The organism is Gordonia oleivorans, from assembly GCF_040044975.1.
Lineage (GTDB): Bacteria > Actinomycetota > Actinomycetes > Mycobacteriales > Mycobacteriaceae > Gordonia > Gordonia oleivorans.
In genome coordinates this window covers 134,732-150,746 of record NZ_JBDZDI010000006.1, presented here as the reverse complement: position 1 = coordinate 150,746, position 16,015 = coordinate 134,732, and the positions used below count along the sequence as shown (strand labels likewise).

The following is a 16,015-nucleotide window of genomic DNA, read 5'->3' as shown; positions in this document are numbered from 1 at the left end:
TCCGCGGAACGCTCAGATCAGAGCTGCCGGTAGGTCACTGCGCGGGCGCCGTGGTCCGAGTCGTTTCGGCGGTGGTGATGGGCGCAGTGTCGTCGTCGTCCGCACCGTCGTCCGTGGTGCTCGGTGCAGCGGAACTCGGCTCTGACGCGCCGGTAGTGGTGGTCGCCGTCGCCGAACTCGAGGACTGCGAGGTGGTCGACGTCTCCACGCTGGTCGTGGTGGCGGATGTGGTCGTGGAATCGCTCTCGACATCGGAGGATTCCGATTCTGGTGTCTCGCTCGACGTGACGGCCGCTCGGAGCGCGCTCACAGACCCGGATGCCGGCGCCGCTGCCTGCGTGGTCGTCGCGGTCTCGTACTTCTTGAGGGCGTCCTGAACGTCGTGCGCTTCTTCTTCGTCGGTGCGACTCCACCGCTGCCAGGTGTGTGCGCCGGTGGTGTAGATGAATTCGACGGGCAGCCCGAACAGGGAGGCCTGCGCGTTGAGGATCAGCGCGGACAGGAAGGACACGAATTCCAGGCCGCCACCGACGAATGCCTCGCCGACAGCGCGGACGGGGTCGCCACCGGTGATGGTGAGGAATTCCTGCCACTCGGCCTCCGAGGAGACCAGCCCGTTGCCGGTGGACACGATGATGGTCTGGCCGTTGCTCTTCGCGGCGTAGATACGGCCCGAGACGTCGTTGTCGGCCCAGACGTTGCCCGCGGAGAACGGGTTACCCCATAGTCCGTCGAAGCCGTTGCTGATGCCTTGCCGCGACGACAGGATGTAGGGGATCAGCAGATAGCCCAGCAGGTTGTTGGTCTGGTAGTACCCCGACGTCGACAGTGCCACCGAGAACACCTCGGGGTACTTCAACGCCAGGTTGATGGCCTGCCCACCGGAAATCGACAGTCCGGCAATGGCATTTCCGCTCTCGTCGATGTCGAAGTTCTCATTGAGGTAGGCGGGCAGTTCCTCACCGATGAAGGTTTCCCATTGCGGGGTGGTCGCGGTGAGGGGCTTGCCGTTGGCGTCGACGGGGACCTCCTCCCAGTTCGACGACCACATCGACGTGCTGCCGGAGATCATGACGAGGTTGTACTGGTCGCTGTACAGCGACCCGCCACTGCCGGACGGGTCGTTGATGCCGCCGAGGGTGTAGATCGCCTGTTCCTGCTGTCCGGTCTGCTGACTCGACGGCCGCACCCGGACGGTGACGTAGGTCTGCATCGATTCCGACCACACCCGGCACGTCTGGATGTTGTTAGCCTTGTCGGCGGCGTTGGCGAACGTGCAACCCGCGGAGGTGCGTTCGACGGTGGGGTTGACGGCTGCGGCTGTACCGGCGCCGACCGTGAGGGCCAGCGACACGGCGACCGATGCGGCGATGCCGGCAGCGGTGGTACGTGAGATCTTCATTGGCCGGCCCCCGGGTTCTGGCAGTTTCATCGCCGGTGCTGGATCGCGCGCGCGGGCGCTCGGCGCTCGTCGATGAAGGTCGCTCTCAGCGTAGGGGAGTGCGTGGGGGTGTGCGCGGTGGCGGTCGCCATTTGGACTGTACGGGGGACAGTAGGGAAGACGATGGTGCCTGCGGGGTGATCGCCCGGACATCACCATTGGTCGATCAAGAATGAGACTGCGGTCGTGTGTGCGCGTCGGACGCGTCCTTCAGCGGAACGGGGGTGATCCCATAACCGCGATATTGCACACCTTCCAGTCTCCGTTGTCGTATCTGACGAACAAAGTCACTGGGTCGCCGGGATCGTGGGCAGCTATGTCAACGAACATATGTCCAGGTTCGGAGATTCGAACATCGGTGAACTCGGGGTTCACCCGCTCGACGATGTCGACTGCAACCCCTCTGATCAGACGAACCTGCCCATCACGCGACGTGTGGGTACACGCCGCATCGGGAATGTGGACCGTCCGTCGATGCAGGCCGTCTCGCAGCGCATGGGGACCCTTCGCAATTGGTGAGGGCTGAGTGGCCAGATCGCAGGTGACGATGATGCAGTAGAACGTTGTGTCGTGGGGTGACGTTCTCCTACATTGCCCGTCGATGTTTTCCCGTCGATCAATGGTCACTGCGGGGTTCGCGGGTATCTCACTCACCTGAATGGGGGAACGAGATGTCCGAATTGTTATCGGAAATGGGGACAAGAATAGGTTTGCATTCGTTTGTTTGGACGCTATTGCTGGCTCTGGAATTCGCAGTAGCGTTGAGTTTCATGAAATACTCTCCAGCGATACGCCGCATTGTGGCGGCCATAATTACTTGTGCGGCGGCGGTGATGGGGTTTGCTGCTACCGCGCCAAATGCGATGGCGCTGACCTCGGTTGACGGATTTGTCGCTCAATGGAATGGCAAGTCCGCCGACTACGACAATGCCTACGGGGCGCAGTGTATGGACCTCTTCAACTTCTATAACCGTGATGTGGTTGGTGCGCCCCGTGTGGCTGTTGCCACCGCGGCGCAGGTCTACGGCGCGGCACCGGCGAACTACACCCGGCTCGGGGCATCGACACCGGCGGTGAAAGGCGATGTCGCCGTGTGGGGCTCGGGCCTGCCGAATGGCACCGGTGGTGCAGGACACATCGCTATCGTGCTGGCCGACCAAGGCGGGTCGTTGCAGATCCTGACGCAGAACCCCGGGGCGACGCACATCGCTTCAATGAGCAAGGCTTACTTGACCGGATACTTGCGGCCGAAGAACCTCACCCCGCCGTCCAACAATCCGACCGGTTCTGTCGACGAGGTGTCGTCGCCACGAGCCGGCGTGGTGCGGATTCGGGGCTGGGCCTTGGACCGTGACGACGCTGGTGCTGCGATCCAGGTTCACGCCTACGTCGGTGGCCAGGCGGGTGCACCGAACACCGAGGGACATCCCTTTGTTGCGAATGGAGCTCGCCCGGATGTGAATTCGGCGATTGGTGTTCCCGGCAACCACGGATTCGATGCGACCTTCGCCGTCAGCAGGTCGGGAAACCTCCCAGTGTGTATCTATGGGATCAACATCGGAGGAGGCGACAACGTGTTGCTCGGTTGTCGCACGATCGGCATCGCTGACCCCAATCCGAAGGGGGCTCTCGATGAAGCCACGGCGCTCGGCTTGGGCACGATCAAGGTCCGGGGGTGGTCGTTCGATCCCAGCGACAGTGCGAAGTTGAATGACGTTCACATTTACGTAGGGCCGCAACCGGGCCAAGCGGGAAGCCGTGCGATCGTCCTGCGTACTTCAAAGTCGCGTCCGGATGTGAACAGCGCATTCGGGATCGGCGGCAATCACGGGTTCGATGCCGTGATATCCACCGGTCTGCGCGGACCGCAGACCGTGTGTGCCTATGGCATCAATATCGGTGAGGGGTGGACCAACCCCCAGATTGGATGCAAGACCGTCACGGTCAGGTAGATCGCGGCAAGGGAACACCGGCCGTGGGCGAGAGATGCTGCCAGCACTCGCCCGCGGCCGGTTTTTGCGCGACCGGGCGATGGGCTCTGATGTCCGGTGCGCCCTGGAACGAGGTGGACGTTGCGCTCACGAATGACGTTCTGCGACATATTCCATCCCAGGGCGATGCACATGGTGCGCGTAGTGCTCTTTGTCCGGAGTCTTGCTTCCTTGGCCGTCGACGGTCATCGACTGTGCGCAGTGGTGACTGCTGCCCGCCGAGCCCTCACTGACAACTGGGGCTGGTAGCGGCCCAGTCGGCGAGGTTGGGGTCGTTGCACAACGCGTCGTCGGTGTCGCCGCCGCCCACGGCTCCCTCGTCTTGGATACCGTCGCCGTCGCGGTCGAGGTTCGGGGGCAGCCTCGAACCCTGTGTCGGTGGCGGAACGGTCTCCGTCAGCGTCTCCGTCTGCGTCTGCGTCGCGACCGGTGGCATTACCGTCTCGGTTACCGGCGCAGGACTCGGCGCCGGGGTGCTGCTCGTGATCGATACGGCCGACGATGACGGTGCCGATGCGTAGGCCGACGACGAACTGGGTGCTCCCGGTTCATCGTTCGTGGCGCATCCGGAGATCAGCAGGATGCCCATCGCGGAGACGGCGACGACGAGTACGGACGCACGCTTCATGCCGGAAGCGTATCGCGTGGTCGTGTGCGGTTTTCGGATCGCGCGGGTGCATGGGTCACGCGTTCACGCGCTCATCGTCGGCAAACGTCGTAGAACGTCACGCTCAAGAGTGACCTTCTACGACATCGTTGGCCGTGAGTCACGTTGGGGCGGAGCCATTCCGGACTCGACGGTAGAGGTGTGACTTACCTTACTCGTCGCCGCGGTCGTGATCCTTGTTCCGTGCCGTTGTCGGTTGGTCCTGAAAAGGTTGCGGCTCCAGACCCGCGGCAATCAATGCCCATCGAGGGGCTGGCCTCTTACCCCCATCTTCGCGGCAGCAATGGCGGCCAGCGCGATGAGTTCCTGTTCACGCGGATCGCTCCCGCGTTTGCTGTAGTCGGCGGTCATCGAATTCAGTCCTCTTCGCTGCTGTTCTCTGATGGTACGCCGAGGTCATCGGCATTCACGGCCTCTGTGGTGATGCCGCCGATCAGCTCACTGACCAGGGATCGCTCGGTGGCCGTCATCAGACGGGACTCGGCCAGATTGGCGATCACCCGCCACCGATCGCGCCGCGGGTCGCGGTTGGTGCTGTGGGTGGCCTCCAACGCCCACTCGAATCGTGTCCACCACTCGCGACGATTGTCCGCCCGCTGCTTCTGCGTCATCGTCACGATCACACCGATGGCAGCGACCAGTCCGACAATGAGCGTGACCCAGGCTTGTGCCGGCATGGATCGGTGGTACCACCGTTGCGCGGGTGTTGAGTGCCGGCCGACGCTCGGTGTGGACAACCATTCGGTACTTCACCGTTGCCGGTCGCGCTGCCGCCCCCCATTCGACACGCCCATGCCCCGACGACCACGGTGACATAGGGTTTCTGTGGTGTGAACGCTTGGTCGTGGGGTGCACGGCGCCCACGGTGGGCCGAGGGAGTTCGAGGTGGTGGAGGAATCGGTGACGGGTCCAGCGGAAACGCCGGAAGAGATCGACGCGGCCGAGTCGTCGGTGACACCGGTCCGTCGTCCGCCGACCCTCGACCCGATCCGCGCGCTCATCCCGCACACGGTGAGCACCCCCGCGGCCACCGCCGTCAGCGACGGGCACACCGTGCTGTCGTATGCGCAGCTCGCGGCACGTGCCCGACGCCTGGCCATCGACCTCGGCAAGGGTGGCATCCGCTACGGCGACCGCGTCGCCCTACGCCTGCCCCGTAGCGCCGACACCGTCGTCGCGATGGTCGGCGTGCTGATGGCCGGCGCCGCCTACATCCCGCTCGACCCAGACCACGACTCCGACGCTGACTCGGACTCCGGCGATGATGGCCCGGCCGCCGGACCGGTCGCGACGATCAGCGCCGGGCTCACCATCGACTGGCACCGCGACCACGCCGGCGCACCCCAGCCGGGCGACGCCTACCTGCTGCCCGTCGCCGGCACCGACCGCTGGGTCGGGGTCACCCGCGCGAACCTCACCGCCATGCTCGGTGCCGGTCTCGACGTCGTGGCCGCCGGCCCCGCCGACGTGTGGAGTTGGGCGCATCCGCTCACCGCGCTGCAGTCGGCGTGGGAGGTGTTCGGCGCACTGGCCTCCGGTGGGCGGGTGGTGGTGATCGACGACGCCGCCGCGGCCGACCCGACGCTGCTCGTCGCCGCCCTCGACACCTACGCCGTCACCATCGTCACCCAGACCCCGACGGAGATGACCGGCCTCACCGACCCGGCCGCCGCGGCAGCCATCGCCACCGACCTGCCCGCCCTGCGATGCATCGTCACCGGCGGCGATCCCACACCCATCGCGCACGCCGACTGGTTCGCCGCCCACCCCTACCTGCGGCTCGTCGCGCTGCGCGGTCACGCCGAAACCGGTGGGTGGTCGGTGGGCGGGGAGGTCGACCCGGCTGCCGACACCGGTGTGTTGGGGTCGATGCTCGACGGGATCGACTGGTCGGTCCGTGACGCCGAGGGTCGTGTGGTGTCGCCGGGGGAGAGCGGCGAACTGTATCTCTCCGGAGTGCAACTGGCACGGGGATATTGGGGTGACCCGGCACAGACCGCCGCCCGATTCGTCGCCGACCCCGAGCAGATCGGCGGCCGCATGTTCCGCACCGGGGAGATCGTCGCCGTCGACCAGAACGGGCGGGTGGTGGAGCCCGGGGGTGCGGGCGCTGGTGCTGACGTCGACGACGTCGACGTCAGCGCGCCCGAGAGCGCTGTCAACGGAGCCGAGGGCGCTGTCGACGTCGCAGAGAGCGCTGTCAACGCGGACGAGGGCGCTGTCAACGGGGACGAGGGCGCTGTCGACGGAGGCGAGAGCGCTGTCGACGGGGACGAGGGCGCTGTCGACGTCGGAACGAGTGCTGTCAACGGAGACGAGGGCGCTGTCGAGGCGGTAGTCGACGAACCTGCCGTCGATGGATCTGTCGTTGACGAGCCCGATCCGGCTGACGTTGCTGTCGCTGTCGCCGACGACGCTCCTGCCGAGCCGGAGACCGTGCACGCCGATGACACCTCCGAACATGATGCGCTGCTGCGGTTCTGGGCGGAGACCCTCGACGGGTATCCCGGCGACTTCGGTCTCGTCGACCGTCGGCCGGCCGACCGCAAACCCTCGGCCGGGGTCATCTCCCGCACCATCACCGAGGGTCTCGTCGGACTCATCGACCGCACCGCCCGTCGCCACGACGCCACCGTCGTTCATATCTTGCATGCGGCAACGGCTTTCGCGCTCAGCGTGCACACCGGCCGTGACGACATCGCCGTCGTCACCCCCATCGGACCGGGCGAGGGTGACGCCGAACCGGCAACGGTGGTGCTGCGCACCCGATTTCCCCGATCGCTCACCGTCGGTGAGATGATCGACGCCGTCCGCGACGCCGACGTCGCCGCCGCCGACCACGCGCAGATCGACCTCGCCGACATCGTCGAACAACTCGACCTGCCCGTTGCCGCGGAAACGCGCCCGGTGACTCAGGTGCAGTTCGCCGTCGGCGACACCGTCGAGGCGAATGCCCACGGATACGACCTGCGGGTCGTCGTGGACCCGAACCCGGAGAACCGTCAGATCCACCTGGTGTATCCGCTGGATCTGTTCTCCCACAAGCCCATCGAGCTGCTGGCCGCCCGCATCGGGCAGGCGCTGCGCGTGCTCACCGGCGATCCGGGTGAGCCGGTGCAATCACGGATGCTGCTCACCCGCGCAGAGCAGGCGTTCATCGCGACCCGGGCCGGGGCTGCCCCGGATGACGCGGACCCGCTGCTGCTGTCCGAGCTGTTCGAGACCGCGGTGCGTCGTTTTCCGAACCTCATCGCCGTCGACGATGGCTACCGCACGTTGACATTCGACGAACTCGACTGGTGGGTGTCGGCGACGGCCCGGCACCTCACCGACAACGGGGTGGGCGCCGGTGATCGGGTGGCGTTGCTGATCGAACGGTCCACCGAATGGGTGGTCGCCTTCTGGGCCGTGGGGCGCGTCGGGGCGACGTGCGTGATGGTCGACGGTGCCGCGGAGACGGAGGATCTGGCCGGGGTGCTCGAGGCATGCGCGACGCCCTTTGCGCTGACCCACAGCGACATTCCGCCGCTGCCCACCAAACCGATTGCCGCGTCACATGATCCGTGGGTTTCGCCCGATGCGTTGGCATACGTCGTGGTCCGCTCTGCTGACCGTGGTGACGGATTCGCCGCGGAGTGTGTCGGCGTGACCCATCGCGGCCTGCATCGCCTGGCGCGTCTCGGTGGCGTCGACGTCCTCGACCGGGTGGCGTTGACCACCGGCCCGGACTCGGACCTGTCGGTGCTGAGCCTGATCCTCGCCGCGGTCGGCGGTGCGCCCGTCGTCGTCGCGCCGGCCGCCCGCGACGACAGTGAACTCGCCGACTGGCTGCGCGGTGCGCACGCCTCGGTGATCATCGCCAATGCCGCTGTGCTGCAGACGCTTGCGCCCACCGAACTGCCCGCGGTGCGCCATGTGCTCGTCACCGGTGACACGCTGCCCGCCGAGCTGGCGGATGCATGGTCGGCGACAGCGGTCCTTGACCACATCCGCGGTCCGGAGGAGGCCACCGTCATCGGGACGGTGGTGCGGTACCGAAGCGGCGTCGACCCCGATCTGATCGGAAATCCGTTGGCGGGCATGGGCGCTGTGGTGCTGGGCAGCTCGTTGGAACCGGTCGCGCCCGGTGCCGTCGGCGAACTGTATCTGGTGGGGACCGGACTGGCCCGCGGGTACATCGGCGATCCGGCGCTCACCGCGTCACGGTTTGTCGCCGGCCCGGGTGGTGGGCGGTTGTTCCGGACAGGTCGGCGGGTGCGCTGGGATGTCACCGACGACGGCCCGGGCGGGTTGATCGGGGTTCGGGCATCCGACTGAGTGACGGCGCCTGACCTCGGTGATACCTCTGGCCGGGCGAGCCCGTCCGTGCCATTCCCTCCGCGACAGGACCGACTGATGCCGCGCAGTTCCACCGCGGTGGTCTCGACTCGCCGCTCGCCCTGGGGCTCGCGGCGGCTCGACCGACGAGGGGGCGTGCCGCTCGACCGACGAGGGTCGGTTCGACGACGGGTGGGTCTACCGGACTGGCGGGGTCGGACTCGGCCGACGGAAACCACAGCACGACTGCCGGAGATGATCCGGGTGATGTTGGCTCCGACGAGTTACGCTGCACGCGTGCGTAGTTGGGCGAAATTCTCTCTGGAAAGGTCTTGGCACTCGGCACGAGGGAGTGCTAATCTGTCGGCACGCAGTGATGGTGAGTGTGGTGCCGTCAACCTGGCGGCATCCCTGGACATAGGAGGTGTTTGCTGTGCTGCGTGTCGATCCTTTTGCTGCTGTTGATGACTGGGCAAGGGGCGTGTTGGCCGGGGAGCCGGTTGCTACCCGGCGTACTCCCCGGTTCATGCCCATCGACGTGTTCAAGGTCGATGATCACTATTCGCTGGTCGCGGACCTACCCGGTGCAGATCCCGGTTCGATCGACCTGAGTGTCGACAACGGAGTGCTCACGTTGTCGGCACACCGCAGCGCTCGGTCCGACGACGGGGTGCAATGGCTGGCCAGCGAACGATTCTCGGGTACCTACCGCCGTCAGATCACCCTCGGTGACGGCGTCGACCCGGCCAGGATTTCGGCCGCCTACGACAACGGTGTGCTGACCGTGACCATTCCGGTGGCCGAGCAGGCCAAACCCCGCAAGATCGAGATCGGCCATTCCGGGGCAGGGCGCCAGGAGATCACCGCCGGGGCAGGCTGAGGGCCCATCGACTTCCGTTTCCATGAGACGTGAGTTGATCAGTAGAGGTGATGGACATGACGGATTGCCTCGATGTGGTTGTCACGCAGGGACTTCCTGAGATTCTGGAGCCGGAGGAGGCCTGGCTGGCCGCCGAGATCGACGCACTGTTTGCCGCTGCCCACCAACGCCGATGCCGTTGCGTCGCACGGTCCAGAACGACAACAGCGTTCGGTCGTGCGGCTCGGCGGCGGATCGGTGGCACCGAGAATCCCGACGGTGATGGCGGCGGACGGCGGCCGTCGTCGCGCGGTGGTCGGCAGCGCGCACCGCCTAGCTAGTCGGTGGTGGATGCCGGACGCCCAAGCCCGTGGAATCGACCGATAGTGGGAGGAGGTGATCGGTGTCGCCGCGTGAAAGCCGGTGACACAGGAAGATTCCGATCGCACAGTGATATCTCGAAGGTCAGGTGAGGTGGTTCCGGGTCGTCGGGACCCGAGAACCCCTCCCTGCCAGAGGTATTCGTTAACGAGTACGGCCTTAGTCGAAAGGTGGGATTCATATGCCAGTCGATCGCTTGCGTGCCTCCGTTGATGCCGACGTGGCGGACGTTGTGGAGCAATGTCTGTCGGTCGATCCGGCCGATGCCGACATCAGCGAGCCCGACATCGACAGCGTGACCGTCGAAGCCGCCGACGCCGACCTGGCCGAACAGGCTCTGCCGGTCGGGTCCGACGACCCGGACGAGTACCGGGACCGCCGTGGATAGTCGATGGTGCGGTTGTCACTGACCAGGGATGCGCGCGGGGGATGTCCCGCGCTCGGGCCGGCGGATACGCCCCCCGTGCCTTGCGGCGGCTCGACTGGCGGAATGAGTGAACCAGCCGGTCACGATCCCGTACTTCGGGCTGAACAGATAGACGAGGGTGAACAAGATGCCCTGTGTCAGAACGACCATGCCGCCGGGTGAGGTGTCCTGATAGTAGGAGATGTAGAGGCCGACGACGCCGCTGACGACTGCGGCGGCTGGGGCGACGATCAGCATCCGGGGGAGCCGGTCGGTCAGCAGATGTGCGGTGGCGCCGGGGATGATGAGCATGGCCACCACCAGGACGATGCCGACCACCTGCAGCGCGGTGACGGCGGTCAGGGCCAGCAGCCCGAGAAGTGTGGCGCCCAGGACTCGTGGGCTCAGGCCGATGGCGAAGGCGTGCGTGGAATCGAAGGCGTACAAGGTGAAGTCGCGTCGTTTGGCGAGCAGGACGACCGCGACGATGCCGCCGAGGATCGCGATCTGCAGCAGGTCGCTTCGGGAGACGCCGAGGAGGTTGCCGAAGATGATGTGGTTGAGATCGGTCTGACTCGGAGTCACCGAGATCAGCACCAGGCCCAACGCGAACAGCGTCGTGAACACGATGCCGATCGCGGCGTCCTCCTTGACACGGCCACGGTCGCGGACCGCGCCGATCAACCCGACGGCGAGGAATCCGAAGATGATGGCGCCCAACGCGAAGGGGGCGCCGAGGATGTAGGCGAGGACGACGCCGGGCAGCACCGCGTGCGAGACCGCGTCGCCCATCAGCGACCAGCCGATGAGCACCAACCAGCACGACAGCAGTGCACACACCACCGATGCGATGATCGTCGCGGACAGCGCGCGGGTCATGAATCCGTAGGCGAACGGGTCGACGAGCAGGTCGATCATCGTCCCTCCCCGGTGACCGGCGCGTCGTCCAGCGGATCGAGTCCGAAAGCGCGAATGAGGTTGTCCGGGGCGATGACTCGCTCCGGCGTGTCATGCACCAGCACCCGGCGCATCAGCAACACGGCCTGATCGGCCAACTGCGGCAGCGCCTGCAGGTCATGGGTGGACACCAGCACGGTGGCGCCGTCGTCGGCGAGTTCCCGCAGGAGCGCGATGATGGTGGCCTCGGTGCGTTTGTCGACCCCGGCGAACGGCTCGTCGAGCAGCAGGATCGACGCGCCCTGGGCGATGCCGCGGGCGACGAACGCCCGTTTACGTTGCCCGCCAGACAACTGGCCGATCTGGCGGTCGGCGAACTCGGTGAGCTCGACGCGGCGCAGCGCCTCGTCGACCGCCTCGTGATCGCGGCGGCGGGGACGACGGGTGAGACCGAGATGCCTGTAACGGCCGGTCATCACCACCTCACGCACCGAGATGGGAAAGCTCCAGTCGATGTCCTCGGATTGCGGTACGTAACTGATGGTTCCGCCGCGTCGAGCACGGGCCGGGGTGAGTCCGTCGATGCGGACACCACCGGACTGCGGGGTGATCAGACCCATGATCGTCTTGAACAGCGTGGATTTACCGGAGCCGTTCATCCCCACCAGACCGCAGACGGTGCTGGCACGTAACCGAAGAGTGGTGTGCGCCAAGGCGATCACGTCACCGTAGCGGACGGTCACATCGTCGACGTCGATGGCGTACCCGGCATCCGGCGCGGTCATGACGCGGGCGCCGTTCCGGTGAGGCCGGTGACGATGGTGGTGACGTCGTGGCGGATGAGGTCGAGGTAGGTGGGTACCGGGCCGTCGGCCTGCGACAGTGAGTCGACGTAGAGGGTGCCCCCGAAGCGGGCACCGGTGGCCGAGACCACCTGCTGCATCGGCTTGTCGGACACCGTCGACTCGCAGAACACCGCCGGAATACGTTGCTCGCGAACGACATCGATGACACCGGCGACCTGTTGCGGGGTCGCCTGGGATTCGGCGTTGACCGGCCAGAGATAGTGCTCGGTGAGTCCGGCGTCGCGGGCGAGGTAGGAGAACGCGCCCTCGCAGGTGACCAGGGCGCGCTCGTTGGCCGGCAGTTCCTGCAGCGCGGCGACGAGGTCGTCCTGGACGCCGTCGAGTTGCTGCTTGTAGGCGGCGGCGTTGGCCCGGTACGTCTCGGCGCCGTCGGGATCGAGATCGGTGAACGCGGCGACCAGGTTGTCGACGTAGATCCCGACGTTCACCGGGCTCATCCAGGCGTGCGGATTGGGTTTGCCCGCGTAGGCGTCGGAGGCGATCGGGATCGGGTCGACGCCCGCGCTGACCACGACGTGCGGCACGTCGAGATCCTCGACGAACTGGCCGAACCAGGCCTCGAGATTGAGGCCGTTGTCGACGATCAGTGACGCCGTCGACGCGGTGCGGACGTCGGCGGGAGTGGGTTCATAGCCGTGGATCTCGGCGCCCGGTTTGGTGATCGACTCCACTTGCAGGCGATCGCCGGCGACGTTGGCGGCGATGTCGGCGAGCACGGTGAACGTGGTGAGGACGACGGGCTTGTCGCCGTCGGCGCGTGAGCTGCCCGAGCATCCGATCACCGTCCACGCGGCCATCAACCCGACGACCATGAGTGTCATCAAACGAACTCGATGTTGCGGCATGCCTACATCATAAGTTCGGCGACCCGTATTCGTGCAAGTCCGGCGAAACCGACCGGGGTGGGGGCTTTGCTCGACCAATCGTTCGCGTTGCGAAATCAAATGCGGGAGTTGTGCTGCACCGCGCGGCCGGTGCCCGTAATGTCCCTTGCGGCAACGGCGTTGCCATCGTGCGTGTCGAGGTGGCGCGCCGACAGTGAGTTGGGGAAACCGGAAAGGGTCCTCCACCATGACAATTCGCTGGTCTTGTCGTGCTCGACGCCGGGTGATGGTGTCATCGATCGCGGCGTGCACCGCGTCGGCGATGACGGTGGGCCTGGCGGGTCACGCCTGGGCCGTGGACCCTGATCGTCTCCGCAACGACGCCGGCTGCGTGTGGCGCACCCCCGAGGAGCAGGCCCAGCACGTCCAGACCTGTACCTTCTACTCAGAATCGTTGGGTCGCAACGTCGTCGTGCAGGTTCGCCCCTCCGACAACGAGGCCGGTGAGACCGAACACGCCGTGTACTTCCTCGACGGACTCGGTGCGAATCCGGAGTACAGCACCTGGTCGACCGCCGACGCGGGCGCGGTGTCGTCGTATTCCACCGGCACGAATCTGGTGATGCCCGCCGGTGGTGCCGGTGAATGGATGACCGACTGGCAACAAGCCCCCACCGGTAGTGACACCGCGCTGCAATGGGACGGGTTCGTCGGCGACGAACTGCCCGCGTACCTGGCGGAGAACTTCGACGTGGGGACGTCGAACAACGCGATCGTCGGGGTGTCGATGTCGGGGGCGCCCGCGGTGATCATCGGACTCAATCATCCCGAGGTGTTCACCGTCATCCGCTCCTACTCCGGCTACTACGAAACCGACAATCCTGTTGGGTGGATTGCGATTCCGCTGATCCAGATCGCGCGGGCAAACATCACCAACGGGCTGTGGGCGATGTGGGGACTGCCGCTCAGCGCGGGCAACACGTGGGGCGTTAACGACGTCTCGCAGCGGATCGCCGAGGCGAAGGCCAACGGGCAGACCGTCATCATCTCCACCGGCACCGGTATCCCCACCGAGCGCGAGCTGTCGACGGCCTGGACGTTGATCCAACAGGTCGCGCAGGAGACGCCAGAACTGCTGCCGGTCCTGCTGCCGGCGGCGGTGCAGGGCCTGGCGTTGGGGATCGTGCTGGAGGTCGGGGCACTGGTGTCTACGGCGATACTGCAAGGTGTGGCGACCGTCCAAGGTCTGCCCATCGAATTCAAGTACGCCAACGGTGGCCACAACTGGATCGCGTGGGCCGCCGACGAGGACAACGACGCCCAGGAAATCGAGGACGCGATGGCGGCGGCTTCGGCTGCGACGACCTCGGCTGCGGCGTCGAGATCGGCGTCGGCTTCGGTATCGGTTCCGGCGTCGATGGCAGCGCGCAGCGTCGTGGCCGGCGGTGACGGGGTGGTCGGCGACGGGGTGGTCGGCGACGAGGTGGCCGGTAACGAGGCGGCGGGTGATGTTTCGGGTGTCGAGCCCGCGACCTCGGTCTCACCCTCGGCCACCGCGGTACCGTCCGTACCCACCTCCGAGGCGGCCACGACGACGAGCGCGGCGAGTACGACCAGCGAGGAAGCGGTCGAGTCCAGTGCCGAGGCGTCCGAGCCGGCGACGGTCACCGAGTCGCCCGGAGCCGGCGCGTCGACCTCAGAGGAGGCCGCCACGTCGGCGGAGTCCGGTGTGCCCGCCGTCGAGGCGTCGGAGTGATTGTGGACAGCTCAGGGCTGTGCGGCTGTCGATTCGGGGTCAGCGTCGAGCACGATCGCGACGTGTACACCGACCTTGTCGGCGAGGGTGACCAGGGCGTCGAGGCTGAACTTGGAGACGCGTCCATTCATGAGTTCGGAAACGCGAGGTTGGGTGATACCGAGGTTAGTGGCGGTGACGGTCTGCGACCAGCCGAAGGTTGTGATGCGTTCACGCACGGCCCGCATCAGCGCGGCGCGGACGCGCATGTTCTCGGCCTCGGCGGGGGTGTCCATGATGTCGTCCCAGACGCTCATTGGTTCTCCTGGGGGTTACGGTGACGGGCGATTTCACGAGCCTCGGCGTAGCGCCGTTTGCCGGTGTCGAGATCGCGTTGCGTCCCCATTCGATGGGTGCTTCGGATTTCTGGTTCCGCGACACGCCACGATCGTATATCGATACCAGTATATCCGTCGACGAGGCTACCACTCGCCAGGCTTGTTGCGCAGGCGGTCGCGGCCGTCCGGTGACCAAGCAGTCGGGGACGAGGCGGTCGGTGATGCTTTGGCTTCCGACCCACCACCAGGCTGCTGACCCGACAGGTGCACAGCCCATTGAAACTGATCGCGGAACGTCACGCTATGGAGTGACGTTCCGCGACGTTCTCGGTCGTGGTGGGTTCAGGCTGCGGCGACCGCCAGAGCGTTGCGAACGGTCTTGATGACGTAGTCGGGATCTTCGATGAGGTCCTTCCAGGTGAAATGCAGGACGTTCCACCCGACATCGGACAGGTCATTGTTGCGACGCCTGTCATGCTGAAACTGGTGGGCGTCGTTGGCGTGAGAGGCGATGCCGTCGATCTCGACGGCGACCTTCTGTTCGGGAAATGCGAAGTCGATCTTGTACTGAAGCTCAGGTAGACCTGCGATCCACCCGGTGATGCCGGCGCGCTTGAAGATGCGGACCGTTTCGCGCTCGGCAGCCGATCGTGCCCCGGACCCGATTCCGAGCAGGATCTTTCGCAGATGCTCGACGTCGCGGGAGCCTCGTCGTCGATCAACCGCGGCGCGGAGCTGCTCCTCGGTCACTTTCTCCCGGAGAAGTGCTGAGTCGACGACCTCCATGCCGGCTTCCAGTACCGACAACGCCAGCGATGTGACCCGGAGGCCGCAGTTGATGACCACGTCGTCGGCAGGGAGCTGACGATGACGGATGATCGCGCCGGGGACGGAGGCCTGATAGCGAGGGGGAACCGTGATCGCGATTTGGCTGGGGCACTTGTCGGTTGCATCCCACCACCAGGCGGCGGCGTGGCCGCACACGACGGCCTGTCCGCCGGCGCGATGGGCGGTCATCCGGACACGCGTGCGCATGGTGAGTGGATGCGCAGAGACGCGATGGACGCCACGGCCCACGGGTATGAGATCGCCGGTGCGGACGAGGCGATGAACAGCGGCGCGGTTGATCCCACGGGAACGAAAGTCGTCGGCGACAAGGACACCGTCGTGCTCGAGGGCGAGCTTGCGCAAGGCAGCTGGGAGAGTCATGGGAAGTTGGACGTGGGGAAGGGCCTCGCGGTTCCATCGATTGGCCGGTGTGTTTGCAGACGTCGTGGAACGTCACGCCATAGG

Annotated in this window: 13 protein-coding genes and 1 pseudogene; 5 read left to right on the top strand and 9 right to left on the bottom strand. The window is 66.1% G+C overall.

Translation table 11 applies throughout. The features are described from left to right. Positions 1-34 precede the first annotated feature (34 nt). The gene (locus ABLE92_RS12150; protein WP_348805017.1) at positions 35-1,402 is read right to left on the bottom strand and encodes an alpha/beta hydrolase; all 1,368 of its coding nucleotides are present in this window, start codon (positions 1,400-1,402) and stop codon (positions 35-37) included. Positions 1,403-2,016: 614 nt separating this feature from the next. Between ABLE92_RS12150 and ABLE92_RS12145 the strand changes: the two genes are divergently transcribed. Next, a complete protein-coding gene (locus ABLE92_RS12145) occupies positions 2,017-3,393 on the top strand; it encodes a CHAP domain-containing protein (RefSeq protein WP_348805016.1) in 1,377 nt (458 codons plus the stop codon). 265 nt (positions 3,394-3,658) lie between these two features. Here ABLE92_RS12145 and ABLE92_RS12140 read toward each other — a convergent pair whose 3' ends face one another. Then, positions 3,659-4,060, bottom strand: a complete 402-nt coding sequence (locus ABLE92_RS12140; protein WP_348805015.1) for a hypothetical protein — start codon at positions 4,058-4,060, stop codon at positions 3,659-3,661. A 395-nt stretch (positions 4,061-4,455) separates the two neighbouring features. After that, positions 4,456-4,776: a hypothetical protein gene (locus tag ABLE92_RS12135; RefSeq protein ID WP_348805014.1), complete on the bottom strand. Its 321-nt coding sequence runs from the start codon at positions 4,774-4,776 to the stop codon at positions 4,456-4,458. A gap of 223 nt (positions 4,777-4,999) precedes the next feature. Between ABLE92_RS12135 and ABLE92_RS12130 the strand changes: the two genes are divergently transcribed. The 3 genes from ABLE92_RS12130 (at position 5,000) to ABLE92_RS12120 (ending at position 10,044) form a co-directional block, all read left to right on the top strand. Next, entirely contained in the window at positions 5,000-8,416 is a 3,417-nt protein-coding gene (locus tag ABLE92_RS12130) for an AMP-binding protein (RefSeq protein WP_348805013.1), read from the top strand. A 433-nt stretch (positions 8,417-8,849) separates the two neighbouring features. Then, complete coding sequence (locus tag ABLE92_RS12125; protein ID WP_348805012.1) at positions 8,850-9,296, top strand: Hsp20/alpha crystallin family protein; 447 nt, start codon at positions 8,850-8,852, stop codon at positions 9,294-9,296. Positions 9,297-9,837: 541 nt separating this feature from the next. Continuing rightward, positions 9,838-10,044, top strand: coding sequence for an Rv3202a family protein (locus tag ABLE92_RS12120; protein ID WP_348805011.1), 207 nt, complete (start codon positions 9,838-9,840; stop codon positions 10,042-10,044). 15 nt (positions 10,045-10,059) lie between these two features. Here the strand turns inward: ABLE92_RS12120 and ABLE92_RS12115 are convergent, their stop codons facing one another. From ABLE92_RS12115 to ABLE92_RS12105, 3 genes are read right to left on the bottom strand one after another with little or no spacing between them, the layout of a single operon-like run. After that, entirely contained in the window at positions 10,060-10,980 is a 921-nt protein-coding gene (locus ABLE92_RS12115; protein ID WP_348805010.1) for a metal ABC transporter permease, read from the bottom strand. Next, positions 10,977-11,744, bottom strand: a complete 768-nt coding sequence (locus ABLE92_RS12110) for a metal ABC transporter ATP-binding protein (RefSeq protein ID WP_348805009.1) — start codon at positions 11,742-11,744, stop codon at positions 10,977-10,979. The genes ABLE92_RS12115 and ABLE92_RS12110 overlap by 4 nt, the downstream gene beginning before the upstream one ends. Beyond that, on the bottom strand, positions 11,741-12,637 hold the full coding sequence (locus ABLE92_RS12105) for a metal ABC transporter substrate-binding protein (protein ID WP_496560798.1): 897 nt from the start codon (positions 12,635-12,637) through the stop codon (positions 11,741-11,743). The genes ABLE92_RS12110 and ABLE92_RS12105 overlap by 4 nt, the downstream gene beginning before the upstream one ends. Positions 12,638-12,896: 259 nt before the next feature. Here ABLE92_RS12105 and ABLE92_RS12100 point away from each other — a divergent pair, with 259 nt between their 5' ends. Continuing rightward, positions 12,897-14,405, top strand: a complete 1,509-nt coding sequence (locus ABLE92_RS12100) for an alpha/beta hydrolase (protein ID WP_348805007.1) — start codon at positions 12,897-12,899, stop codon at positions 14,403-14,405. 11 nt (positions 14,406-14,416) lie between these two features. On the opposite strand, the gene ABLE92_RS12095 is transcribed toward ABLE92_RS12100, so the two are convergent. The 3 genes and pseudogenes from ABLE92_RS12095 to ABLE92_RS26160 all read right to left on the bottom strand — a co-directional run. Further along, complete coding sequence (locus tag ABLE92_RS12095) at positions 14,417-14,701, bottom strand: helix-turn-helix domain-containing protein (protein ID WP_348805006.1); 285 nt, start codon at positions 14,699-14,701, stop codon at positions 14,417-14,419. Between the two features lie 363 nt (positions 14,702-15,064). Then, entirely contained in the window at positions 15,065-15,757 is a 693-nt protein-coding gene (locus tag ABLE92_RS12090) for a DUF559 domain-containing protein (RefSeq protein WP_348805005.1), read from the bottom strand. 87 nt (positions 15,758-15,844) lie between these two features. Beyond that, positions 15,845-15,931, bottom strand: a pseudogene (locus ABLE92_RS26160) (hypothetical protein); the annotation flags it as partial. Between the last annotated feature and the right edge of the window lie 84 nt (positions 15,932-16,015).